The following is a 23,404-nucleotide window of genomic DNA, read 5'->3' on the forward strand; positions in this document are numbered from 1 at the left end:
CGGCTACGGCGCGTGCGCGTCCCGGTCAAGGAAATTAGGAGCCGTACCCATATCGCGCCGCCAAATCGGCCATCACGGCGCAATCATCACCATCGAGCGGCCCGTGTGCCCAAGGCCGGAACCGCATGCGCACGATCTCCAACAGCAGGTCCGCCTCAACATCCGGATACCCGAAGGCCAAGGCATCTGTCCGAAATCGCGCCGCGTCCACCGCCTTGCCCGTGGCCTCCGACCACACGGCCAAACCTTGCCGCGCCAACCTTTGCCAATCGAACCGCCGTCCCGGGTCGATCTTGCGCCCCGGGGCCATGTCAGAGTGCCCGATCACCCCTTCCGGCCCGATTCCCCAATCCGCGAGGAGGCGCGAGCCGAGGAGCGTCTCCAAAGCTGTCAGCAAAGGCTCGGAAAAGGGCGACAGGCCGTCATTGTCCAACTCGATCCCGATGGAGCGGGAATTCACATCCCCGCGCCCGCGCCATTCCCCCGCCCCCGCATGCCACGCGCGCATCGCTTCGGGGACAAGGTTAAACACCTCACCATCCCGCCCGATCAAGTAATGGGCCGAGACCTGTCGCAGCGGGTCGCACAGTGCTTTCGCCGCCGCTGCACAATCCTTCATCGCTGTATAATGAATCACCACCAACTCAGGGCGCAGGCCGTCGCGCCGCTCCCCGAAGTTTTGACTTTTCAAGGGGCTAGCCTTCAATGGCGGGTAGCGCCTCGAAGGTCTCGGCCGGTGCATTGGCCGAGGCACGCAGCGCGCTGGGGTCGAAGCCGCAGACAAAGCCATCGCCATCGGGGTCCAGCCCGTTGGGGTCCCGTTCCGGCCCGCCGTCCCTCAGGAATCGGTCTTGGGCTTCATCGCGGCTGGCGAATTGCGCGCACATGGCTTGCCCGTCGGCGCGCAGGGGATTGCGCCGCCACTGGCGCTGGCCGGGTAGGTGCGTGGTGCGTAGCGCGAAGGCGGCCACCCGTGGGATCAGCGGCGGCGGCAGAACGTCGCCTGCCTGTTGCGGCTGCAAGTTGTCGAACACGCCGCCTGCGGCCTGCTCGGATTCCGCGATGGCCCCTTCGGCCATCGCCTCAAGGTTACTGGGATCGAGGAATGTCACGTCCCCCGTCGCCCCGGCCTCGATGCCCACGCCGGTCGAGGGCGTGTCGATGACCTCTGTCGAGATCTGGCCATTCAGCGCGGTTTGGCGGCCCTGCAATCCCTGCTGGTCCAGTGTCTGTTGCGTCGGAGACACGTCATTGGGCACAGTGGCGCAGCCCGAAAGGGCTACGCACGCTACCGCGAGAAATCGCAAGGAAACCATCACTCAAGCCTCTTGAATCTTGTTGTTGGCGCGTAGCCTACCACCAACGCGTCGGCTTTTCCACAAAGCCCGCAGCGGTTTCCAGGGCATAGGCGGTGTTCAGCAGTTCGCCTTCTTCCCAGGGCTTGCCGATCAGCTGCAAACCCAACGGCAAGCCGTCGCGATCCAGCCCCGTTGGCACGGCTACGCCCGGCAGACCCGCAAGGTTCACCGTCACGGTGAACACGTCGTTGAGGTACATTTCCACCGGGTCGGAGACCTGTTTGCCCAATTCGAAAGCCGCGCTTGGGGTGGCGGGTGTCAAGATCGCATCGACGCCCGCTGCGAAAACCTCATCGAAGTCGCGCTTGATCAGCGCGCGCACGCGGCGGGCGCGGTTGTAATAGGCGTCGTAGAAGCCAGCGGATAGCACGTAAGTGCCGACCATGACGCGGCGCTGCACCTCGGCCCCGAAGCCTTCGGCGCGGGTCTTTTCGTACATCTCGGTGATGCCGTCGCCCGGTGCCAGTTTGGCACGGTAGCCGAAGCGCACACCATCATAACGCGCAAGGTTCGACGACGCCTCGGCGGGGGCGATCACGTAGTAGGCGGGTAGGGCGTATTTCGTGTGGGGCAGGCTGATATCGCGGATCTCCGCGCCTGCGTCCTTCAGCATCGCGGTGCCATCGGCCCACAATTTCTCGATCTCGGCGGGCATCCCGTCCATCCGGTATTCTTTGGGAATGCCAATGACGATGCCTTTGACGTTGCCGGTCAGCATGGATTCGAAATCCGGCACGCCATGGTTGGCAGAGGTGCTGTCCTTCGCGTCATGGCCCATCATCGCCCGGCCCATGATGGCCGCATCGCGCACCGTCTTGGTCATTGGTCCGGCCTGGTCGAGGGACGAGGCGAAGGCCACGATCCCCCAGCGAGAGCACCGCCCATACGTGGGCTTCAATCCGACCGTGCCGGTAAAGGCCGCAGGCTGACGAATGGACCCGCCGGTATCCGTACCGGTCGCCGCAAGGCACAAGTCCGCGGCAACAGCGCTGGCCGAGCCGCCCGAAGACCCGCCCGGCGTCAGCGCCGCGTCGGAATTGCCCGCGCGCCAGGGGTTCACCGCATTGCCGTAAACCGAGGTCTCGTTCGACGAGCCCATGGCGAATTCGTCCATGTTCAACTTGCCCAACATGACCGCACCGGCATCGCGCAACTTGCCCGAAACGGTGGATTCGTATTCCGGCTTGAACCCTTCAAGAATCTTGGAGGCGGCCTGGGAGGGCACGCCTTCGGTGCAAAACAAGTCTTTGATGCCCACGGGGATGCCGCACATGTCGGGGGCATCCCCCGCTGCGATCCGCTTGTCGGCAGCCGCGGCACGTTCCAGCGCCAGCTCGGGCGTCTTGTGCGCGAAGGCCCCAAGCGCGTCTGCGGCGTCGATCGCGGACAGGCATGCCTGCGTCAGGTCGACCGATGTGACCTCCCCTGTGCGCAGGGCGTCACGGGCGGCGGCGATGGTCAAAGCATTCAAATCAGACATTATTCAACTACCTTCGGGACCGAGAAGAAGCCTTCGCGCGCGTCGGGCGCGTTGGCCAGAACCTTGGCCTGCTGGTTGCCATCCGTCACCACGTCTTCGCGGCGGGGCAGGGCCATCGGCGTGACCGAGACCATGGGCTCCACGCCCTCCACATCCACTTCTTCAAGCTGTTCGATGAACCCGAGGATCGCGTTGAATTCCTGCGCCAGGGCAGGCAGCGCGTCGTCTTCAACCTTGATACGGGCAAGCTTGGCGACCTTTGCGGCGGTCGCTACATCGATGGACATCGGCCAAATCCTCTCGTGAAATCATGGGCGGTTTACCTGCGGGCGCGGGGTGTCGCAAGCGCGGCGCGGGGCGTCGTCCACGATTTTCACATCCGCGCCCCAGTTTCGTCCAATTGTGACGGCATTCCGACGGTGTCGAAGCCAAGAACTGGGTCCCTTCATGATACATAAGACCGAAATCGATCTGCGCGACATCTCGCGTGTTGTGATGTCCGGGACCGCTTCCTATCTGGCCGTTCACTACTTCCTGCTGCCGCAGCTTGTGCACTGGGGCGTGAGCTTTCCGACGTACTTTTACATCGGCGTGGTCGTGACGGGCGGGCTCGCGGTTGTGATCAACCTGCTTTTTCAGGCCCGTGACAAGGCCGCCCCTCGGCCGGACTTGCACCCGGCCGAATAGGCAACGCCTAGCTTCTCTCTTGCTCAAGTCCGCTCGATTGCCCGCCCGCCTGTGCCGTTCGGCAGGCGTCGGGCCCATCGATTCGCGACCGTCTTGGGCGCAGAGGGCCGCGATCCATCATCATTTCATGTCACAGCGGTCGGATCATTTCGACAGCGGGGAAGCCTATTCCGGGGCGCAGGCGGATCTCGATCTCGCCCCGCCGCTGGAACCCCATGGAGGCGTAGAACGGCTCTGCGGTGCGGGTTGATTGGCACATCATCCACCGCACGCCCGACATGCGCGCGGCGCGAAAGCTGCGCTCCAGCAGGGCACGCGCCAGACCGCGGCGCAGGGCCTTGGGGTGGGTCACAACATGGCGGATATGGCCTACGTCACGGGGGCCGACACCGCCCTGCGGCGCGCCATGGGTCCAGCCGCCCGCCGCCAGCGGGCCGTCGTCATCCTCGGCAATGTAGTAGGTGCCCGATCGCAGCAGCTCGGGTTGTGCGCGGGTGATCAGCGGCAGGCATGTGACAAGCGTCGACGGCGCGTAGTCGGGCTTCAGAAGCACCGGATAGCTCGCTGCCAAAAGCGCATCCACACGGGCCAGGTCGCCCGTGTTTGTTGCGCGTATCGTCATCTCATGCACCATGGCTGGTTCCTCCCGTTTGCCATTGGCTTGCCTGGAGTCGAAAGACGTTCAGGCAAAGAAAAAGGGCCGCGTCGATTGCTCGGCGCGGCCCTTGATGTCTTGTGTTTCGAAGATGGCTTACTTGATCTTGCCTTCTTTGTACTCGACATGCTTGCGCACCACGGGGTCGTACTTTCGTACGACCATTTTCTCGGTCATCGTGCGCGCGTTCTTCTTGGCCACGTAGAAGTGACCCGTGCCGGCGGACGAGTTGAGACGGATCTTGATCGTTGTTGGCTTCGCCATGGAGAGGCTCCTTAGTGTCGGGGCGGAGGGCTATCGCCGCTCACGCAGTGTTCATGTAGAGCGCGCCTTGTACCCCGGCCATGGGGGGAGTCAACACTCAAATGCCCATGGAGGGGAAACTGCGGTCATCATGGGCCCATTCGGACGGACGGGAAACGAAAAAGGGCCGCAGTGATGCGGCCCTTTCCAATGGAGTATTCCGTCAGCTTACTCGCGGTTGCCCAGGAAGCTTAGGATGATCAAGAACATGTTGATGAACGACATGTAGAGGTTCAGCGCGCCCATGATTGCGGACTTCGCCAGCCACTCGCTGTCGCCATGCTGTGCGTGATCGATGTAGTCCTGCTTGATCGTCTGCGTGTGGTAGGCGGTGAGGCCCGCAAACACCAGAAGCAGCAGCGCGGACAGCGCCAGATCAAAGCCGGGGATCACGATGCCCCAGAACGCCGACAAGGCAAAGGACAGCAGCATCAGCACGATACCACCGATCAGACCCATGATCAGGAACGCGCCCCAACCAGAGATGTCTTTCTTGGTCGCGTAGCCCCAAAGGCTGAGGCCCGCGAAGGCGATTGACGTCACAAGGAACGACTGGATGATCGATGCGCCGGTGAAGACGGCGAAGATGTAGCTGATCGACATGCCCATTACGGCGGCGAAGGCGTAGAAAAACAACTGCGCTGCCGCAGACGACGCGCGGGTGATGATCGCGCCGAAGGCGAAGATCATGCCGAGGGGGGCAAACATCACGATCCACCCTAGAATCGTAGGCTGCAGCGTCACCGGATCGTTCAGGATCGACAGAAGCGCCGGGTTTGACCCGAACGCCCAAGCGGCGGCAAAGGTGATCAACAGGCCGATCGACATCGTGCCGTAGACCTTGTTCATATGGGCGCGCAGGCCCTGGTCGATCTCCGCGGCGGAGCCGGCCATGCCTTGGGAACGCATCGTCTGATAGTCAGCCATGGGTACCTCCAAATAACTGCGGGCTCGGTGATCGAGCCTCTCGCGAAAGCATATTGGGTAGAATACGGCTTTTTTCAAGCAAACGACCCCTGCAGGTGCTGCAAGGGTCGATAGTTTTTTCCTATGGTGGGGCCTGCGGATGCCTTAGCGCCGCCAGGTGTGCGGCACATCCCAGATCGGGCGCTTCACTTCTTGCGCGATCTCGGCGTCGCTCAACCCGATGTCGTGGCGCAGGTGATCGGGGAGGCGGTCAAGGTGCTGACGCTGGCGCCAGACGCCGAGAAGGCGTTGCAGCAACGTCAATTGAACCTTGGGTGCGCAGGCCGCCACGGCACGGGAGAGAGAGGCCTGTTGCGGGCGGGAGAGGGGCAAATGTGCCACGGCGCTTCCTTTTATTTTTGTGACGAAGTGTGCTTCCGTCATTCCGATGTGTGATGTATAGACGAGAGATCCACATTTTGATAGTGAATGTTATTGAAGTTTATTATCACGGGAATTGATGGATGGCGCGAAACCTTGATCTTACAGCTTTGCGGGCCTTCGTGACGGTCGTGGATGCAGGGGGCGTTACGAAAGCCTCGGGCTTTCTGAACCTGACGCAATCGGCGGTCTCGATGCAGCTCAAGCGTCTGGAAGAGGCGCTGGACGTGGCGCTGTTCGACCGCACGACGCGCAAGCTGCACCTCACCGGCGCAGGAGAGCAGATGTTGGGATATGCGCGTCGGATGCTGGAGTTGAACGACGAAGTTCTGGGCCGCCTGACCGCCACGGAGTTCGAGGGCGAGATCCTTCTTGGCGCGCCCCACGACGTTGTCTATCCGGCGATCCCGGAGGTCCTGCAACGGTTCAACGTTGCCTATCCCCGCATGCGTGTGACGCTTCTGTCGATGGGAACCCTGAACCTCAAGGCCGCGATGGAACGTGGCGAGGCGGATGTGATTCTAACGACAGAAGAAGACGTGGATCGCGGCGGAGAGACCCTGCTGGAGCGGCCCATGGTGTGGGTGGGCGCGAAAGAGGGCCAGATGTGGAAGCAACGCCCCCTGCGGCTTGCCCTGGAAGACGCCTGCATCTTTCGCGGCCCCGCCTTGGCGGCGCTCGACGCGGCGGGGATCCCGTGGGAGGTCGGCGTGGAGGCCGACTCAATCCGCACGGTAGAGGCCACGGTCAGCGCGGATCTGGCCGTCCACGCGGTGATCGAAGGGACCGAATCGCCCTATACCGCGATAATCCCGCATCACGGTGCCCTGCCGACGCTGCCGCGCATTCGCATCAACATGTACCGCTCGGAGTTGTCGCGATCCGAGCCTGTGGACGCGTTGGTGAACCTGATCCGGCAGGCCTTCCACGCCATCTAGAGCTGCCTAAATCGTCACGACGACCTTGCCTGACACTTTGCGTGACCGCAAAAGCTCCAGCGCGTCGGCGGCGTCGCTTAGCGGTCGTTGCGCGCCGATGTGGGGCAATAGCTGTCCCGCCTCATACATCTGCATCAGGTCGGCAAGGCTGGCGGCCAGGCGCTCGGGTGCCCATTTCAGGTAGCCGCCCCAGTAAAAGCCGATAGCGTCGATGTTCTTGACCAACAGGTGGTTGGCCGGAATCTGAGGGACGTCGCCGCTGGCGAACCCGATGACGATCAGCCGCCCGCCGGGGTTCGTCGCCCGCATCGCGGCCTTGAAGCCGTCACCGCCCACCGCATCGTAGACCACATCAGCGCCGCCAAGGGCTTTCACCTCGGCCCTGAGATCGGCAGTGTCGCTATCGATCACATGGGTCGCGCCTGCGGCCTTCGCGACGGCGAGCTTGTCGGCGCCGCGCGCGACCGCAATCACCTCGGCCCCCATCGCGGCGCCCAATTCCACCGCCGTCAGGCCCACGCCGCCTGCGGCCCCCAGAACCAATAAACGCTCGCCCTTTTGCAGCCGTGCACGGTCCGTCAGGGCCAGATGTGACGTGCCATAGGCGACAAGGAACCCCGCCGCTTCATTGAACGGCATGGAGTCCGGGATCACCACGCAGCGCGCGGCGGAAAAAACTCCCGCCTCTGCCAATCCGCCCGAGCCCTCGAACACCGCCACGCGGCTGCCGAGCGCTGGCGCGGTGACGCCTTCGCCCAAGGCCTCCACCACGCCGGCGATCTCCATACCCAAGGTAAAGGGCGGGGCGGGCGTCTCCTGGTAGGTGCCTTTGGCCATCAAGAGATCCGCGAAGTTCAGCCCGCAGGCGTGGATGCGGATGCGCACCTGGCCGGGGCCGGGCACGGGCTCGGGCAGATCCTTAATCTTGGGGGGCACCCCGTGATCGCTTACCACGAATGCGCGCATGGTCGCCTCCTGTCGCAGAGTATTCCCCTTGGTCCTAACGGCTTGCCGCCCGCGCCGCCAGATGCCTGATGTTTTTCGCACAACCTGCCATTGAATTGGCAAGGCCGGGAACTACCCTAGATGTCACGATGTGGCGCCGCCTTCAGACAGCAGCGCAGGAAAACAAGGCTTCGACAGCAACGACCCTTGCCCTTTTCAGGGAGACGCCCGTGACACACCCCGTGGACGTACATGTAGGTAAACGCATCCGCCAGCGCCGTTGGATGGTAGGTCGAACGCAGCAGCAGTTGGCCGAAACCGTTGGTATCAAGTTCCAGCAAATCCAGAAATATGAAACCGGGATGAACCGTGTTTCGGCGTCTCGGCTTTGGGACATCGGCGCGGCGCTGGACGTGCCCGTCGCCTATTTCTTCGAAGGCATGGGCCAGGCCGAAGAAGCCGCCACCAGCGCCACCGGAGAGGTCCTGCCAGGCGATCTTCTGGGGGACCGCGAGGCGTTGGAACTGGTTCGGTCCTACTACGCGATCCCGGAAAACCAGCGGCGCCGCCTGTTCGATCTGGCGCGGGTATTGTCGGACGCCGCCGCCTGAACCTTGACGCCTGCGCGCCCGCCGTGTCACGCCCGCCCCTGAATGGATCGCGAGGGATTGGGATGGCGGATCAAGAGGCATTGATGGAAACGGCCCACGCCATGGCCGACGCCGCCCGCGCGGCGATCCTGCCGCATTTCCGGCGGGGCGGTTTGGGAACGATTTCCAAGGAAGTCGACAGCTATGACCCGGTGACCGTCGCTGACCGCGCCGCAGAGGCCGCCATGCGCGCCGTCTTGGCCGAGCAGCGACCAGACGATGCGATCCTGGGCGAGGAAGAAGGCACGCAAGAGGGCACGAGCGGCCTGACGTGGGTTCTCGACCCGATCGACGGGACGCGCGGGTTCATCTCCGGCACGCCCACATGGGGTGTTTTGATCGCGTTGTGTGATGCGTCGGGTCCGATTTACGCCATCATCGACCAACCCTACATCGGCGAACGGTTCGAGGGCGGCTTCGGGCGCGCCTTGGTGGCGGGTCCCTTGGGGGAGGCCGCGTTGGGGGTGGAACCGGCGGCCACGTTGGCAGAGGCCACCTTGTTCACGACCTTCCCCGAAGTGGGCAGCCTGGCCGAGCGCCGCGCGTTCGATGCCGTGCGTGACCGGGTTCAACTCACCCGCTATGGCTGCGACTGCTACGCCTACGCGATGCTGGCGGCGGGTCAGATCGACCTGGTGATCGAGGCGGGCTTGCAAAGCTACGACATCGCCGCCCCGGTGGCGCTGATACAGGCGGCAGGAGGCGTGATCACGAATTGGGAAGGCGGCCCGGTCCACGGGGGCGGGCGCGTCATTGCGGCGTCCTCGTCCGCTTTGCATGCCGAGGCGATGGCATTGGTGAAGGGGGCTTTGAATGTCTGAATTGGTTCTGCGCAACGTGGCCCATTGCCTGACGATGGATGACGCGGGAAGCGAGGTGCGCGACGCCGACATCCTGTTGCGTGACGGGAAGATTGTCGAGGTGGGGCAAGGGCTTGTGTCGAGCGCGCCGTCGCTTGATTGCCGCGATTGTCTGGTGACCCCGGGCCTTGTGAACACCCATCACCACTTGTTTCAAACGCTCACCCGCGCGGTGCCCGGCGCGCAGGACGCGGCACTGTTTGGCTGGCTGCAAACGCTCTACCCGATCTGGTCGCGGTTCACCCCGGACCATATGGAGACCTCTGCCGTCATCGGATTGGCCGAACTGGCCCTATCGGGCTGCACGACGTCCTCTGACCACATGTATCTGTTCCCGAATGGCGCACGATTGGACGACACCATCGCGGCGGCGGCACAGGTTGGCCTGCGGTTTCATCCCACCCGTGGCGCGATGTCTATCGGCGTGTCCGACGGTGGCTTGCCGCCAGATGCGCTGGTCGAAGGGGAGGCCGCGATCCTTGAAGATTGCCTGCGCGTCATCGATGCGTTCCACGACCCGTCACCGGGGTCCATGTGTCGGGTTGGCGTAGCACCCTGCTCGCCCTTCTCGGTCAGCCGCGAGTTGATGCGCGACGCGGCGATCCTGGCCCGCGACAAGGGCGTGATGCTGCACACCCACTTGGCCGAAAACGACGAGGACATCGCCTATTCGCTGGAGAAATTCGGCTGCCGACCCGGCCAATATGCCGAGGATCTCGGCTGGACCGGGGACGATGTGTGGCACGCCCATTGCGTCAAGCTTGATGGGTCCGAGATTGATCTGTTTGCCCGCTCGGGCACCGGGGTTGCCCATTGTCCGTGCTCCAATTGCCGGCTCGCGTCGGGCATCGCGCCGGTGCGGGCGATGCGGGACGCGGGGGTGAAGGTGGGCCTTGGCGTGGACGGATCGGCATCCAATGATGCCGGATCCCTGATCGACGAGGCGCGGCAGACGCTGCTGTTGCAGAGGGTGGCACGGGGGCCAGATGCCATGTCTGCCCGCGAGGCTTTGCGCATCGCCACGCGCGGCGGCGCCGAGGTTCTGGGCCGGGGTGCCGAGATCGGGCAGATCGCAGTGGGTTTCCGCGCCGACCTGGCGATCTGGGACATGTCGGGGGTAGAGGCGGCGGGCAGTTGGGACCTCGCGGCGTTGTTGCTGGCAGGCCCCCGCCGTGTGCGCGATCTGATCGTGGAGGGGCGCGTGGTGGTCCGAGACGGTGAAATGGCAACCCTTGATTTGGCGCCGCATCTCGCCCGCCAAAGGCACCTTGCGCGGGGCCTCGCTGAGGCGAGGTAATTACCTTTTTGGAAGGCGAAAGTTGGAATTTTCGTTGAATGGGACCAAAGGATTGATCTAATCCCATGTGCCGAATTTTTATCCCCAGCTTTATCCACAGGCTGTGATGTGCGATGTCGGGCCCTCTTGCTGCCTCCGCCACGCTCGGGCATTCTTCGTTCTATCGAGCAAACCTGAAAAAGGATCACGACCATGAAGATCCATCTTGCGAGCGGGCTTTTGGCCCTGTCGCTGGCGCTTGCCGCCTGTGCACCCACAGGCGTCGGCGGTGTTCAACGCCTCAGCCTTGGGGAAAGCGTGGACATTGCTGCCGTCGGCGCGCGCCTGTCCACATTGCGCGCGGGGCAGGGATTAGCCCGCCCCTTGGGTCACTCGGCGGCGTTGCAAGCGGCGGCCCAGGCCCACGTGGATGACATGGCGCAATCAGGCAACCTGTCCCATACCGGCTCAAACGGATCCACGTTGACGTCTCGCCTGCGCGCTGCCGGGTATTCGGCCTGTTTCGCGGCCGAAAACATCGCCGCCGGACAGGCCAATACCGCCGAAGTGTTCGAGGATTGGATGGGCTCCGGCGGGCATCGCCGCAACATCCTGGCGGCGGAGGCCACGCAATTCGGGTTTGCCCGCGCGGGTGGCTATTCGGTTCTGGTCCTTGGGCGCAGTTGCTGAAGCAACGTACGCGACTGGCTGATGGCAATGCCCGCAAGGATCAGCCCAAGCGCCCAGAACAATTGCGGCGGCAGGGCTTCGCCCATCAGGGTGACGCCGAACAGCACCGCCCAGACCGGGATCATGTAGCTGGTAAATGACATGAACACCGACCCCGCTGTGGTGATCACGCGCACGCGCAGGATCGCGGCCAGCGCGGTGGGGAAGATCGCCGTATAAAGCAGCGCCCACATGGCAGATGTTTCGGTGATCTGCAGTGGCCCGTCGATGATCCAGGCCAGCGGCACCATCGCAATGGCACCCATCAACAGCGTCGCCCCGGCGAAGGCCACGGGTGGGATCTTCGGCGCGCGCCGGGTCAACACGGAGCCCGCCGCATAGCACGCCGCCGCGCCGATACAGGCCACGCGGCCGGACAGGGTTCCGTCCTCCAACGCCCCCGGCCCGACCAATAGAACCAGACCGACAAAGCCGAGACACACGCCGATAATCCGACGCGGTCCGATGCCTTCCTCGCGGGAGAAGATCGCCACAAGCGGCAGCACCATCAGTGGGATCGCCCCCATTGCGACGCCCGCAAATGCCGAGGGCACATAACTCAGCCCCCAGCCCAGTAACGTCAACGGCAACGCATAGGCCCCGACGCCGATCACCGTTGAAAACACCCACGCGCGCGCGCTGTTGAGGGTGCCGAGGCCTTGTCCCATGAGGGCGCCCAACGGCAGCAGGAACGCGGCAGCGATCGCCAGCCGCCCGGCCGCGACCCACCACAGGCTGATCCCCTCAAGCGCCAGCGTGGTGCTCATGAACACGGTGCCCCAGATCACGCCAAGCAGCAGGATCAAAAGCGTATTGGCGACGCCGGGACTTGTGGGTGAGGGGGCCGTCATAGGGGGCCTTCGCGAAGGCACGGGGCGCTACAAAGAACCACGCGACGGCCAAAACTGGAAAAGTCATTCATACCCGATGACTTGGCCCGCGGTGTCCGGGGCGTCAACCAAGGGCTTTGAACTATCCGATCTTGTAGTAGATCTCGGTCCGCAAGTCCTCGGGCGCGGTGTCGCCAGGATCGTCGATGTAGTGCTCCCAGGTGGGCATGGTGCCCTTGATCCCCTCTGCTTCCATATGTGCCAACAACGTTTCATGTGTCTGGCGCAGCTGGTCATAAGGGCCGGTGTGGGTGACGTGCATCACGTCGCCGCCGGGCAGGGTATCGGATTTGACCGTGCCGGTGGCCTTCTCCGCATCTTCAGTCGACACGGCAACGGCCCCGCGAAAACGCATGATCTTCGGGTCCATCTCGGTATAGATAGCCATCGGCATCGACATGGGGCTTACCCCGGCTTGCCCGACGAAGGCGAATAATTCGCCAAAGGCGGAGCCCATCGCGTCAGCGATTTCAGGGCCGAAGGGACATTCGCGATCCACGTAGAGGTAGGGTTGGGCGGGGAGTGTCTTGCGTGTGATTTCCATCGGAGTGCTCCTTTCGGGGCCAATTTATCCCGAAAAGCACAAAAAAGGCAGGCCGCTGTGGGCCTGCCCTTCGTTCGTGCGCAATTATTGGGCGATCAGTTCTTGGCTTTGTCGACCATCTTGCCAGCAGAGATCCACGGCATCATGTCACGGAGTTTCTGACCGACCTGCTCGATCTGATGCTCGTCATTCAAGCGGCGCGTGCCTTTGAAGAACGGCTGGCCCGCCTGGTTTTCCTGCATGAAGTCCCGGACGAATGCGCCGGTCTGGATGTCGCGCAGAACCGCTTTCATCTTCGCCTTCGTCTCGTCGTAGGGCAGGATGCGCGGGCCAGAGACATACTCGCCATACTCGGCCGTGTTGGAGATCGAGTAATTCATGTTCGCGATGCCACCCTCGTAGATCAGGTCCACAATCAGCTTCACTTCATGCAAGCACTCGAAATAGGCCATCTCGGGCGCGTATCCGGCTTCCACCAGCGTCTCGAAGCCCATGCGGATCAGCTCAACCAAGCCACCGCACAGCACGGCCTGCTCACCGAACAGATCGGTTTCGCATTCCTCGCGGAAGTTCGTCTCGATGATGCCCGAGCGCCCGCCACCGATGGCGGAGCAATAGGACAGGCCGATTTCCAGCGCGCGGCCCGATGCGTCGTTGTGAACTGCCACAAGGCAAGGCACGCCACCGCCTTTGGTGTATTCGCCGCGCACGGTGTGCCCGGGGCCCTTGGGGGCCATCATGATGACGTCGACCTTGTCGGACGCCTCGATCAGGCCGAAATGCACGTTCAACCCATGGGCGAAGGCAATCGCGGCACCGTCGCGGATATTGTCCTTCACGTACTTCTTGTACGTCTCGGCCTGCAATTCATCGGGCATGGTGAACATGATCAGGTCGGCCCAGGCGGCGGCCTCGGCGATTTCCATGACCTTGAGGCCTTCACCCTCGGCCTTCGCCTTCGAAGCGGAGCCGTCGCGCAGCGCCACGACGACGTTCTTCGCACCGCTGTCCCGCAGGTTCAACGCGTGGGCGTGACCCTGGGAGCCATAGCCCAGAATGGCGACTTTCATGTCTTTGATCAGGTTCACATCGCAATCGCGATCATAGTAAACGCGCATGTCTCTCTCCTTGAGGTGTATGAATTGCGGCGAACATGGCGAGGTTTAAGGAGGAAATCGCCATTCGACTTGGATGAAATTTGATGATAAGTGAGAAAATTATTCCTCTAATAAGAGATTTTGGATATTTTCATGCTTGACGACATCGACCGTCGCCTTCTGCGGCACCTGCAAGCCGATCCGGCGCAATCGGTCGGTGATCTGGCCGAAGCGGCCCGTGTGCCGCTGGCCAGTGCCTACAAACGGTTGGAAAAGTTGCAATCCAGCGGCGTGTTGCGGGGCCAACGCGCGGTGATCGACTGGCGCGCCTTGGGGTTCGAGGTTGAGGTCTCCCTGCGCATCACGTTGGACAAGACCAACCCGCGTGCCTTTGACGAATTCCTCGCTGCCGCCCGTAAGGTCCCCGAGGTGATCGAGATCCAGACCTTCCTTGGCCGCGTGGATGCGCGCCTGAAGGTGATTGCGCGCGACCTCGCGGCCTATCAGCAGGTCTATCGCAACAGTATCCTCAACTTGCCCCATATGGCGGATATCGAGGCGCTGATGCAGGTGGCCGAGATCAAGAACTCCACGAGTTTCCCGATATGATGGATCTGGATCAGACCGACCACGCCATCCTGCGCTTGTTGGCGGCGGATGCGACGCTGAAGGCGTCTGAGGTCGGGCGTCGCGTGGACCTCAGCCAACCCGCCGCGTGGCGGCGGATCAAGCGACTGACCGAGGCGGGTATCATCGCGGGGCGCCGCCTTGATCTGGATGCTGCCGCTCTGGGCTTCGGGGTTACCGTGTTTCTCGGCGTCAAGCTGGCGACAAAATCCCGCGTCAGCCTTGAGGATTTCGAACGCGCGATCTCTGCGATCCCCGAGGTGCAGACGGTAGAACACGTCCTTGGCCTTTACGATTACCGCCTCCGCGTCGTTGCCCGCGATCTGGCGGATTTCGAACGTGTCCTGCGCCGCCGCATCATGACGCTGCCAAGCGTCGGCAACGTGGAGGCCAACGTGCTTTTGTCCGAGGAACAACGCCCCGGCCCGCTGTAGGGCGGGGTTTACCCCGCCGCGCGGCCCCCGTATCTCTTTATTCAAACGGAGGATCACACCCATGAACGCGCTTCTCGACAACATCGACCCCGATGGCCTGCTGGAATACTCGGTCGTCTTCACTGACCGGTCCCTCAACCACATGTCCGCCAGCTTCCGCACCGTGATGACGGACATCTCCTCCATGCTAAAAGAGGTCTATAACGCCGACGCCGTGGCCCTCGTTCCGGGGGGCGGATCCTTTGGGATGGAAGCCGTGGCCCGCCAGTTCGCGCAAAACGAAGATATCCTTGTCGTGCGCAACGGCTGGTTCTCTTTCCGCTGGTCGCAGATCCTGGACGCAGGCGGGTTCGCGGGGGACGTGACGGTTATGAAGGCGCGCCCTGCGGGTAATGCGCCGCAATCGCCTTACGCGCCAGCTCCGATCGACGAAGTCACCGCCAAGATCCGGGAAGCCAAACCCGGCATCGTCTTCGCCCCCCATGTGGAGACTTCCGCAGGCATCATCCTGCCGGATGACTACATCAAAGCGCTGGCCGCCGCCGCCCATGAGGTTGGCGCGCTTATGGTGCTGGATTGTATCGCGTCGGGCTGTGCCTGGGTCGACATGAAGGAAACCGGCGTCGACGTGTTGATTTCTGCCCCGCAAAAGGGCTGGTCGGCGCAACCCTGTGCGGGCCTTGTGATGATGTCCGAGCGTGCTGTGGCCCGGATGGAAGAGACGACGTCAAACTCCTTCGCGGGTGATCTGAAGGCCTGGCACAAGATCATGCTGGCCTATGAAGGCGGCGGCCATGCTTACCTTGCCACAATGCCCACGGACGCCCTGCGTGTGTTCCGCGACACGATGCTGGAGACGCGCGATTACGGCTTTGAGAAGCTGAAAGACGCGCAATGGGCCTTGGGCAACGGCGTTCGCGCGATGCTGAAGGCCAAGGGCGTGCAGTCCGTGGCAGCCGATGGTTTCGGCGCTCCCGGCGTGGTCGTCAGCTATACCGATGACCCCGAGATCAAATCCGGCGCCAAATTCGCAGCCCTCGGCATGCAGATCGCCGCTGGTGTGCCCCTGCAAGTCGATGAGCCTGCAGACTTCATGACCTTCCGCCTTGGCCTTTTCGGCCTCGACAAGCTTTATGATGTCGACGCGGCGCTTTCACGCCTGCAAGGCCCGATTGATGAGATCTTCGGCTAAAGTCGCGATCTAGCCCGTGGCCCCAAGCCCCGCGCGCATCAGAATGCGCCGGACGGGGGCCACGGAGTAGAGGCTATTCAACGCCCGCAACCGCATGTCGCGCAGGCCTTGCGCATCGGCCATGGAGGCGCGGTTGAGCGCGTCCACGCCGGTCACACGCGCCTTGATTTCAGTGTGCCGTGCGCGGGAATATTGCGTAAGGCCAGTGGCCGCGCCGGGGTCCTCCGGGTGCTTGGAGACGATTTCCAACAGCGTTGCGATATCGGCGAGGCTCATGTTCAGCCCCTGCGCGCCGATGGGCGGCACCACATGGGCCGCCTCGGCCACCAATGCGACGCGCTCACCCACCATACGCTCGGCAATCTGGCTGATGATTGGCCAGACCGTGCGGCGTGAGGCGAGGGTCAGCGGGCCATAGAGGCCGGCGGAGCGGGCGGTCATTTCCGCCTCGAACTCGGCTTCGGGCAAGGCGGTCAGACGGGCAATCTCTGGCCCGCGATCCATCCAGACAATGGCCGAGCACGGCTTGCCCTCATGGTCCGGCAGGGGCACCAGCGTGAAGGGACCGCCGGTGCGGTGCACTTCGGTCGAGATATTGTCGTGGGGGGCGTGGTGCGTGACGGCAAAGGCCAGCGCCCTTTGCCCATAGCGGGTTGTCTTGACGTCGATGCCCATCGCCTCGCGCACCGGAGAGGCGCGGCCGTCGGCGGCGACGATCAGCTTGGCGCGCAACCGCGTTCCATCGCTCAAGGTTACGCGCGCCTCGGCCTCTCGGGGCAGGACATGGGCCGTTCCCGTGCCGGGCAGAAATGTCGCGTTGGGAAGGGTCTTCAGGTGCGCGACCATCTCTCGGCGCAAGAGCCAGTTGGGCAGGTTCCATCCGAAAGGCCGGTCCGAGATGTCAGCGGCGTTGAAATCATGGGTGGCGCGGGGCGCGGCCAAATCACCGCCCGCATCGACGATGCGCATGACTTGCAAGGGCGTGGCATGGGGCGCGAACGCGGACCAAAGGCCGATCTTGTCGAGAAAGGCCTGGGCGGGTTGCAGGAAGGCCGTGGTGCGCAGGTCCGCGCCCGTGTCCTCTCGGGTCGTGATTGGGGGGGAGGGGTCGGCGCAGAGCACCGAAAATCCCGCCTGCGCGAAGGCAATGGTTGCTGCCAGGCCGGCAACGCCGCCACCGGAGATGAAGATGTCGATGTCTTTCACGTCAGTCATGACTCAGATGTAGGTCGTGTCACGCCAAGGGGAAAGCGACCATCTGTCTCGGGCGGGCGTTGGAAGGCGACGAACACGGCCCCGCTCACCGACCCGCAGCACCTATCGCCCTGCGCGACAACGACGGCGGTGGTCAGTAAGGCAGCCGTTGCAGGAACTGCGTCAGATCCTGTGTGCCATGGTGGATGAAGTCGTCTTGTGCTGGCGTGGGGGACACATGGATCGTCGTGAGCCCCAGGGCATGGGGAACGCGGAGGTTGCGGGCCTCATCCTCGAACATCGCGGCGCGATTGGGGGTGAGGGCGTCCTTGGCGAAGACCGTGTCAAACGCCAGCGCCGAGGGCTTGGGATGATAGTCGGCGTGTTCCACCCCGTAGATCGCATCGAACAGCCCGCCGAGACCCCGGGCCTCGGCCACGGTCTCGGCGTAGGGGGCGGTGCCGTTGGTGTAGATGATCTTGCGGCCGGGCAGGGCGGCGATGGCTGCGGCCAGCTGTGGATCGGGCGAGAGGACGGTGAAGTCGATATCATGCACCGCCACGAGGTAGGGAGCCGGGTCAATGTCGTGGTGCGCCATAAGGCCCGCCAGCGTTGTACCATGCACGGTATAGTAGTGGTGGCGCAGGGCGTCTGCCTCGGCCTGGGACACACCAAGGGTGTCGCGCACATAGGCCGCCATTTTCGCATTCACCTGCGGAAACAGCGCCATGTCAGGCGGGTAGAGGGTATTGTCGAGGTCAAATACCCAAGTGTCGATGTCGGTCAGTTGAGCCATCCCTTTCCCCTACGCGCGGCACCGAGTCCTTGCAAGTGACTGGACAGGCGGCGGTCTGCGCCGTAGCGTCTATGGCCTTGATAAGGGAACAATTTTGCGATGACTGATGCGCCACAAAAAGACGCTTATGCAATGATCCTGGAGGCGATTGATAGCGGTATCTATCGCCCTGGGTCGCGCTTGGTAGAAAGCGAGTTGGCTGATCGGTTCGGCGTGAGCCGAACACCCATCCGAGAGGCGCTGCAACGGCTTGAAACGCAATCGCTCCTGACCCGCGATGGGCGGTCGCTGATCGTGGCGTCGCTGGACCATGCACAAATGGCCGAGCTTTACGCCGTCCGCCAGGAATTGGAGGGGCTGGCCGCGCGGCTGGCAGCACAGCATGCGGCCACGGAAGAAGTCGCCGTGCTGCGCGATATGGTTGAGCAGGACCGAGCCCTTCTGGGTGATCCAGAGGCTTTGGCCCGCAGCAATCGACGCTTCCATCACCAAATCCATCTTGCGTCGCACAATCGCTACCTGGTGCAGCAATTGGACCTTGTTTACCGGTCCATGGCCCTGATGGCCCGAACCTCTCTGGCGGCTGCTGGCCGCGGGGATGATGCGATGGTGGAACATGCCGCCATTGTGGATGCCATTGCCGCACGCGACGGGGATCGCGCGGCAGACGCCTTGAAGTCGCATCTTTCGACGGCGTTTCAGGTCCGCCTGCGCGAAGAGGCGCAGCGGGGCTGATCCTCGGGCTCGGCCTGGTTTGCGCCAAAGCCGCCATGGGTTGTCTTGGCCCAGAAGAACGGCTTGGCCATCAACTCGAACAGACCGATCCAGGCGGCAATGGTGCCAAACAGGTAGTAAGGTTCCACCAAGGGGGAGATCGGGCGCAAGTGGCGCAGATGCTTGGCGCGACAAGCATAGAGCGAAATGGCGATGGATCCGAAGAGCCCGGTCAGCATCACTGCCGCCAAGGCCCCATAAGCCGCAGGCGACAACACGCTGTCGAGGGGGTGCCAGACCCCGAAGGGCTTGAGCGTAAAACTCCACAATAAAGGCGCGGTAAGGAACCCGAGAACAGCGCCGCCGAACTGGATCTGAAGCCAGAAAAAGCGCCAAGCCCCCAATTCGTTGAGCAGCACCCCGGGGCGGCGCATGGCGGCCCCGTAGGTCATCAGGTAGCCCTTCAGCCAACGCGACCGCTGCTTGATCCACGGCAGGGTGGCGGCGTTTGCCTCTTCAAAGGTGGTGGTTTCCACGATTTCGGTCTGATAGCCCGCGCGCGCCAACCGCAGGCCAAGTTCCGCGTCCTCGGTCACATTGTGCGCGTCCCAGGCGCCCACGGCTTCCAACACGCTTCGGCGCAAGAAAACGGTTGTTCCCCCCAAGGGCACGACAAGACCCATGCGCTGCACGCCGGGCAACAGCACCCGGAACCACGCTGCATATTCCACGGTGAACAGGCGGCTCAGCCAGTTGTGGCGGGCATTGTAGTAGTCGAGCCGTCCCTGCAGGCAAGCGACATCTTGCGGGACTTCGGCAAAGCGCTGGACGACCCGGTGAATCTGATCCGGCTCGGGCCGGTCCTCGGCATCGTAAATGCCCACGATATCGCCGCGCGCATAGTTCAACGCATAGTTGAGTGCGCGCGGCTTGGTCTGTGGGCTGCCTCTGGGCACGACGACGGCGCGCATCCACGCAGGCAGGGTGCCCGCTTGCAGGGCGGTCAGGGTAAGGGGGTCATCCTCTTCCACGGCAAGGATCACGTCGAGACGTTCACGGGGGTAATCGATCTGACGCAGACGATCCACCAATGCGCCCGCGACCTCGGGTTCACGAAACAAGGGCACGATGATCGAGACGTTCGGATTACGCAGGAATTGCGCCGTGGCCGCGGGTTGCGGTGGCGCTTGCGTCGCGCCGCGCACCGATTGCGCGAAGGCGGCGAATTTCAAAGCGCAATTGGCGATGAACACGAAGATCGCCAGACCGAAGAAGACCTTGGCCAGAATGACGGGGGCCAGCAGAAACGCCGTCAGGGCAAGGATCGTCGCCGCCAGAATGCCAAGGCCCAAGGGGCCGCCCCGCCATGACCTGCAAGAATGCCGCGCCGGTGCCCGGCCCTCGGCCTCGCGGGCCAGATGCGCGCCGTAAAGGCCGCGCTGCGCTTCGGTGATCTGGTTGCGCGAGGCCAGCACCGTCACGATGCGCTGGCCGTCCGGTAGCAAAGCCCGAAGGGTTTGGACGCGGTCGGGACGTGAGGTCGCGATGACAAGGGCAGAGCCCGCGCGCTTCCAGATCACCGCCTCTGTGGTGATGGCGGCGTGGGCGGGCAAGTATTTGGCAAGGGAGGGGTCAGGTGGTTCACCGGACAGATCTGCGATACCGACGTTGTAGACCTGCGCCAAGGCGGACAGAAGCTCTGCCTCGCTGATCGCGCCTTGTGCCGTCAGAATCTGTCCCAACGACAGCGGTGTGCCCCGAACGGCCCCCAGCGCCGCTTCCATTTCAGCCGGAGAAACAAGACCCCGCATGAGCAAAAGGCCCCGTAGATCCGAGGCCTCATCCCTTGGTGGTTTGGGCAGAACCAGTCCCGGCGGGGTGCGCAAGGTATCCACGGCCGCCTGCGTGGCGCTGGCGGTGCGACCCCCTGGGGGGCGAGTGACGTGGGGAGTGTCCCCGTCCACGTATTACAACTCCTTCGATCAGGCCGTGCCATCTGGCATTAACCGTGCCGTACCGTTGTTCGACGGAACAGGTTAAGAAATCGTAAACAGGTTGGGTAAAATGGGAACTTTGATCGTCAAGCAGTTGTTTTTGTGCGGCTTTTGACAGCGTCTGCAAAACGCTCGAACAGGTAGAAGCTGTCTTGTGGTCCGGGACTTGCTTCGGGGTGGTGCTGGACGGAAAAGATCGGTTTGCCCTCCACGGCGATGCCGCAGTTGGAGCCGTCAAAGAGGCTCACGTGGGTTTCGGACACGCCCGCTGGCAAGCTTTGACTGTCAACGGTAAAGCCATGGTTCATCGAGGTGATCTCAACCTTGCCGGTGGTATTGTCCTTCACCGGATGGTTCGCGCCGTGGTGGCCGTGGTTCATCTTCACCGTCTTGGCCCCGAGGGCCAGCGCCAGCATCTGGTGCCCAAGGCAGATGCCGAAAACGGGGATGTCGGCTGCCAACACACCCTTGATCGTTGGCACGGCATAGACGCCCGTAGCGGCGGGATCACCAGGGCCATTGGACAGGAACACGCCATCGGGCGATTGGGCCAGCACCTCTTCTGCGGTTGTCGTCGCGGGCATTACGGTGACGTCCATGCCGGCGCTGGCAAGGCAGCGCAGGATGTTGCGCTTCGCGCCGTAATCCAGTGCCACGACCCTGGGGGCGGGGCCTTCCCGTTTCGTGTAGCCATCGGGCCAGGCCCACCGCATTTCATCCCAGCGGTAGCTTTGGGCGCAGGTGACGTCCTTGGCCAGGTCCACACCTTCCAAGCCACTAAAATCACGGGCGGCTTTGACCATCGCCTCGATGTCGAAGTTGCCGTCGGGATCATGGGCCAGCGCCACGTGGGGGGCGCCTTGTTGCCGGATCTCACGGGTGAGCCGCCTTGTGTCGATGCCTCCGATGCCAACCCGACCGGTGCTTGCCAACCAATCAACCAAATGCGCCTGGGCGCGCCAGTTCGACGGCTCGGTCACGTCCCATTTCACCACCATTCCCTCGGCCACGGGATCGGCTGTCTCGTCATCATCGGTGTTGGTGCCGGTGTTGCCGATATGGGGGAAGGTGAAAGTCACGATCTGGCCCGCATAGGACGGGTCGGTCATGATCTCCTGATAGCCGGTCATCGCGGTGTTGAAGCACAGCTCGGCCACGCGCATGCCCGTGGCGCCGAACCCTTTGCCGTAGAAGATGGTGCCATCGGCGAGGACGAGGCAGGCGGTGGGATGATCGGACATGGGGACGGCTCCGGAATATGGCAGGGGCGGGGCAAACTTTCGGTGGTGTAGGGGGGGGCGGTGCCCGGGTCAAGGCGCACCTTGTCGTATCGGGGGGGATCGCATACCTAAGCGGCCTGAACCTTCACACACATGGGGTACGACCATGGGCTTGCGAACCAAGATCACCGACGGAATCAAGAACGCGATGCGCGAGAAGGACACGGTGCGCCTGTCGACGCTGCGTCTGATCAATGCCGCCGTGAAAGACCAGGACATCGCGGCGCGCGCCAAGGGAAATGCCGACGGCGTGGATGATGCCGAGGTGCTGGCCATCATGGCGAAGATGGTCAAGCAGCGCCAGGAAAGCGCTCGGGTCTATGAGGAAGGCGGTCGGCTTGAACTGGCCCAGAAGGAACAGGCCGAGATCGGTGTGATCGAGGAATTCCTGCCGCGCCAGTTGTCCGATGAGGAGGTCGCCAAAGCCGTCGACGCCGCGATCGCCGAGGCGGGGGCCGACAGTATCCGTGATATGGGCCGCGTGATGGGGGCGCTGAAGGGTAAATATGCCGGTCGGATGGACTTCGGCGCGGTGGGGCCCCGGGTGAAAGACCGGCTGAGCTGACTGCGGGGCCGATCAGGGGGGGCAGGGGTGCTCAAGCTTGAGCACCCCTGCTAAGGCCTTGATAAGCCAAGATATACGCATTTCCGTTAAGGTTATTTTAACCTCCCTCCGCCCCGCCCCCGGCCGCTTTTGTCGTTTGATGCGCGGCCCGACGCGCGGCCGGATGTGCGGCCGGATACGCGGGGAAGCTGGCTCAGACCCTCAGATTGCGGTCCAGAAGACGCTTCAGCTCCACCCGTTCCAGAGGCGTCAGGAAGGCACCCAACTCGACCTCTCTCGGGCCGCCTTGGAGCGTCAGGTAATTCGGCACCGGTCCGCCCTTGGCGTGCAGGACCATGCGGACCCAATAGGGATTGGCCTCCCAATCCTTCGTGTCGCGCTTGCGCTCATGCCGCTCCACGCGGATCAGGTCGTCCCAGATCATCACGTCTTCAAACAGATCCATGTCGCGCCATGACCGACGCAGGGCGGCCCAAATGCCCCAGATGGCGGCGATCAGGAACGGCAACAGCGCCCAGAAGACCGAGGTGCCGAGAATCGAGAACAGCGGTAGAGAGATCAGCGCCGCCGTCACCGCGATGAACCAGACGAAGCCCTCGGGCGTGAGGCTCTTGTAGGGCGTCAAGCGCAGGGACAGGCGCGGCGTGCCACGGGGGGTATCTGAGGGGGCAGGGGCGGTTTGGATGGGCATGTCAGGTCTCGGGTTCTTTGCAACGCATAGGATAAGGCGTTGCCTGTGTACGACAAGGGACGGACCGCCGCAGACGCCTCTCGTACCTCCGCCTTTTGCCCCTCGCCCTTCATTCCCCGTTCTTCAAATATCCCGGGGGGTCCGGGGGGCTGGCCCCC

Annotated in this window: 28 protein-coding genes; 11 read left to right on the forward strand and 17 right to left on the reverse strand. The window is 63.2% G+C overall.

Going from position 1 to position 23,404, the window contains the following annotated elements; genetic code table 11:
- Positions 1-34: 34 nt before the first annotated feature.
- From KUL25_RS21105 to gatC, 4 genes are all read right to left on the reverse strand, one after another.
- Positions 35-742, reverse strand: coding sequence for an N-acetylmuramoyl-L-alanine amidase (locus KUL25_RS21105; protein WP_257894691.1), 708 nt, complete (start codon positions 740-742; stop codon positions 35-37).
- Entirely contained in the window at positions 696-1,247 is a 552-nt protein-coding gene (locus KUL25_RS21110; protein WP_257894692.1) for a hypothetical protein, read from the reverse strand. Before KUL25_RS21110 ends, KUL25_RS21105 begins: the two co-directional genes overlap by 47 nt.
- A 106-nt stretch (positions 1,248-1,353) precedes the next feature.
- Positions 1,354-2,838 carry an Asp-tRNA(Asn)/Glu-tRNA(Gln) amidotransferase subunit GatA gene (gatA, locus tag KUL25_RS21115; RefSeq protein ID WP_257894693.1) on the reverse strand — a complete coding sequence of 495 codons (1,485 nt, stop codon included), beginning with the start codon at positions 2,836-2,838 and terminating at the stop codon, positions 1,354-1,356.
- The gene (gatC, locus tag KUL25_RS21120) at positions 2,838-3,125 is read right to left on the reverse strand and encodes an Asp-tRNA(Asn)/Glu-tRNA(Gln) amidotransferase subunit GatC (protein WP_068362421.1); all 288 of its coding nucleotides are present in this window, start codon (positions 3,123-3,125) and stop codon (positions 2,838-2,840) included. Before gatC ends, gatA begins: the two co-directional genes overlap by 1 nt.
- Positions 3,126-3,285: 160 nt before the next feature.
- Between gatC and KUL25_RS21125 the strand changes: the two genes are divergently transcribed.
- Positions 3,286-3,525, forward strand: a complete 240-nt coding sequence (locus KUL25_RS21125; RefSeq protein WP_257894694.1) for a hypothetical protein — start codon at positions 3,286-3,288, stop codon at positions 3,523-3,525.
- A gap of 130 nt (positions 3,526-3,655) precedes the next feature.
- Here the strand turns inward: KUL25_RS21125 and KUL25_RS21130 are convergent, their stop codons facing one another.
- The 4 genes from KUL25_RS21130 to KUL25_RS21145 all read right to left on the reverse strand — a co-directional run bounded on the left by KUL25_RS21130 (position 3,656) and on the right by KUL25_RS21145 (position 5,791).
- The gene (locus KUL25_RS21130) at positions 3,656-4,147 is read right to left on the reverse strand and encodes a GNAT family N-acetyltransferase (protein ID WP_257894695.1); all 492 of its coding nucleotides are present in this window, start codon (positions 4,145-4,147) and stop codon (positions 3,656-3,658) included.
- A gap of 129 nt (positions 4,148-4,276) precedes the next feature.
- Positions 4,277-4,444, reverse strand: a complete 168-nt coding sequence (gene rpmG / locus KUL25_RS21135; RefSeq protein ID WP_068362429.1) for a 50S ribosomal protein L33 — start codon at positions 4,442-4,444, stop codon at positions 4,277-4,279.
- Between the two features lie 207 nt (positions 4,445-4,651).
- The gene (locus tag KUL25_RS21140; protein ID WP_257894696.1) at positions 4,652-5,410 is read right to left on the reverse strand and encodes a Bax inhibitor-1/YccA family protein; all 759 of its coding nucleotides are present in this window, start codon (positions 5,408-5,410) and stop codon (positions 4,652-4,654) included.
- 144 nt (positions 5,411-5,554) lie between these two features.
- A complete protein-coding gene (locus KUL25_RS21145; protein WP_257894697.1) occupies positions 5,555-5,791 on the reverse strand; it encodes a DUF1127 domain-containing protein in 237 nt (78 codons plus the stop codon).
- 122 nt (positions 5,792-5,913) lie between these two features.
- Between KUL25_RS21145 and KUL25_RS21150 the strand changes: the two genes are divergently transcribed.
- On the forward strand, positions 5,914-6,768 hold the full coding sequence (locus KUL25_RS21150) for a LysR family transcriptional regulator (protein ID WP_257894698.1): 855 nt from the start codon (positions 5,914-5,916) through the stop codon (positions 6,766-6,768).
- Positions 6,769-6,774: 6 nt separating this feature from the next.
- On the opposite strand, the gene KUL25_RS21155 is transcribed toward KUL25_RS21150, so the two are convergent.
- Positions 6,775-7,734 (reverse strand): NADPH:quinone oxidoreductase family protein, encoded by a 960-nt coding sequence (locus tag KUL25_RS21155; RefSeq protein ID WP_257894699.1) that lies wholly within the window; start codon positions 7,732-7,734, stop codon positions 6,775-6,777.
- A gap of 209 nt (positions 7,735-7,943) precedes the next feature.
- Here KUL25_RS21155 and KUL25_RS21160 point away from each other — a divergent pair, with 209 nt between their 5' ends.
- The 4 genes from KUL25_RS21160 to KUL25_RS21175 all read left to right on the forward strand — a co-directional run bounded on the left by KUL25_RS21160 (position 7,944) and on the right by KUL25_RS21175 (position 11,189).
- Entirely contained in the window at positions 7,944-8,324 is a 381-nt protein-coding gene (locus KUL25_RS21160; RefSeq protein WP_257894700.1) for a helix-turn-helix domain-containing protein, read from the forward strand.
- A gap of 62 nt (positions 8,325-8,386) precedes the next feature.
- Positions 8,387-9,184 (forward strand): inositol monophosphatase family protein, encoded by a 798-nt coding sequence (locus KUL25_RS21165; protein WP_257894701.1) that lies wholly within the window; start codon positions 8,387-8,389, stop codon positions 9,182-9,184.
- Positions 9,177-10,520, forward strand: a complete 1,344-nt coding sequence (locus KUL25_RS21170) for an 8-oxoguanine deaminase (protein ID WP_257894702.1) — start codon at positions 9,177-9,179, stop codon at positions 10,518-10,520. The genes KUL25_RS21165 and KUL25_RS21170 overlap by 8 nt, the downstream gene beginning before the upstream one ends.
- Before the next feature lie 192 nt (positions 10,521-10,712).
- Positions 10,713-11,189 (forward strand): CAP domain-containing protein, encoded by a 477-nt coding sequence (locus KUL25_RS21175; protein WP_257894703.1) that lies wholly within the window; start codon positions 10,713-10,715, stop codon positions 11,187-11,189.
- On the opposite strand, the gene KUL25_RS21180 is transcribed toward KUL25_RS21175, so the two are convergent.
- From KUL25_RS21180 to ilvC, 3 genes are all read right to left on the reverse strand, one after another.
- Positions 11,156-12,079, reverse strand: coding sequence for a DMT family transporter (locus KUL25_RS21180; protein ID WP_257894704.1), 924 nt, complete (start codon positions 12,077-12,079; stop codon positions 11,156-11,158). The genes KUL25_RS21175 and KUL25_RS21180 overlap by 34 nt on opposite strands.
- 121 nt (positions 12,080-12,200) lie before the next feature.
- Positions 12,201-12,662, reverse strand: coding sequence for a GyrI-like domain-containing protein (locus KUL25_RS21185; protein WP_257894705.1), 462 nt, complete (start codon positions 12,660-12,662; stop codon positions 12,201-12,203).
- A 95-nt stretch (positions 12,663-12,757) separates the two neighbouring features.
- The gene (gene ilvC / locus KUL25_RS21190) at positions 12,758-13,780 is read right to left on the reverse strand and encodes a ketol-acid reductoisomerase (protein WP_257894706.1); all 1,023 of its coding nucleotides are present in this window, start codon (positions 13,778-13,780) and stop codon (positions 12,758-12,760) included.
- Between the two features lie 132 nt (positions 13,781-13,912).
- On the opposite strand from ilvC, the gene KUL25_RS21195 reads away from it, so the two are divergent.
- The 3 genes from KUL25_RS21195 to KUL25_RS21205 all read left to right on the forward strand — a co-directional run bounded on the left by KUL25_RS21195 (position 13,913) and on the right by KUL25_RS21205 (position 16,012).
- Positions 13,913-14,368: an Lrp/AsnC family transcriptional regulator gene (locus tag KUL25_RS21195; RefSeq protein ID WP_257894707.1), complete on the forward strand. Its 456-nt coding sequence runs from the start codon at positions 13,913-13,915 to the stop codon at positions 14,366-14,368.
- Complete coding sequence (locus KUL25_RS21200; RefSeq protein WP_068362469.1) at positions 14,365-14,820, forward strand: Lrp/AsnC family transcriptional regulator; 456 nt, start codon at positions 14,365-14,367, stop codon at positions 14,818-14,820. The genes KUL25_RS21195 and KUL25_RS21200 overlap by 4 nt, the downstream gene beginning before the upstream one ends.
- 61 nt (positions 14,821-14,881) lie before the next feature.
- The gene (locus tag KUL25_RS21205) at positions 14,882-16,012 is read left to right on the forward strand and encodes an aminotransferase class V-fold PLP-dependent enzyme (protein WP_257894708.1); all 1,131 of its coding nucleotides are present in this window, start codon (positions 14,882-14,884) and stop codon (positions 16,010-16,012) included.
- Between the two features lie 9 nt (positions 16,013-16,021).
- On the opposite strand, the gene KUL25_RS21210 is transcribed toward KUL25_RS21205, so the two are convergent.
- Both KUL25_RS21210 and KUL25_RS21215 read right to left on the reverse strand, forming a co-directional pair.
- Positions 16,022-17,227 carry a UbiH/UbiF family hydroxylase gene (locus KUL25_RS21210; RefSeq protein WP_257894709.1) on the reverse strand — a complete coding sequence of 402 codons (1,206 nt, stop codon included), beginning with the start codon at positions 17,225-17,227 and terminating at the stop codon, positions 16,022-16,024.
- A gap of 133 nt (positions 17,228-17,360) precedes the next feature.
- Positions 17,361-18,002: a pyrimidine 5'-nucleotidase gene (locus tag KUL25_RS21215; RefSeq protein ID WP_257894710.1), complete on the reverse strand. Its 642-nt coding sequence runs from the start codon at positions 18,000-18,002 to the stop codon at positions 17,361-17,363.
- A gap of 99 nt (positions 18,003-18,101) precedes the next feature.
- On the opposite strand from KUL25_RS21215, the gene KUL25_RS21220 reads away from it, so the two are divergent.
- Positions 18,102-18,737 (forward strand): GntR family transcriptional regulator, encoded by a 636-nt coding sequence (locus KUL25_RS21220; protein WP_068362481.1) that lies wholly within the window; start codon positions 18,102-18,104, stop codon positions 18,735-18,737.
- On the opposite strand, the gene KUL25_RS21225 is transcribed toward KUL25_RS21220, so the two are convergent.
- Positions 18,701-20,527 (reverse strand): glycosyltransferase, encoded by a 1,827-nt coding sequence (locus tag KUL25_RS21225; protein WP_257894711.1) that lies wholly within the window; start codon positions 20,525-20,527, stop codon positions 18,701-18,703. The two genes, KUL25_RS21220 and KUL25_RS21225, sit on opposite strands and share 37 nt — an antisense overlap.
- 269 nt (positions 20,528-20,796) lie before the next feature.
- Entirely contained in the window at positions 20,797-21,951 is a 1,155-nt protein-coding gene (carA, locus tag KUL25_RS21230; protein ID WP_257894712.1) for a glutamine-hydrolyzing carbamoyl-phosphate synthase small subunit, read from the reverse strand.
- 145 nt (positions 21,952-22,096) lie between these two features.
- Here carA and KUL25_RS21235 point away from each other — a divergent pair, with 145 nt between their 5' ends.
- Positions 22,097-22,555, forward strand: coding sequence for a GatB/YqeY domain-containing protein (locus KUL25_RS21235; RefSeq protein ID WP_257894713.1), 459 nt, complete (start codon positions 22,097-22,099; stop codon positions 22,553-22,555).
- A 193-nt stretch (positions 22,556-22,748) separates the two neighbouring features.
- Here the strand turns inward: KUL25_RS21235 and KUL25_RS21240 are convergent, their stop codons facing one another.
- Positions 22,749-23,246 (reverse strand): DUF2244 domain-containing protein, encoded by a 498-nt coding sequence (locus tag KUL25_RS21240; protein ID WP_257894714.1) that lies wholly within the window; start codon positions 23,244-23,246, stop codon positions 22,749-22,751.
- Between the last annotated feature and the right edge of the window lie 158 nt (positions 23,247-23,404).

It is taken from the genome of Gymnodinialimonas phycosphaerae (assembly GCF_019195455.1).
Classification (GTDB): Bacteria; Pseudomonadota; Alphaproteobacteria; order Rhodobacterales; family Rhodobacteraceae; genus Gymnodinialimonas; species Gymnodinialimonas phycosphaerae.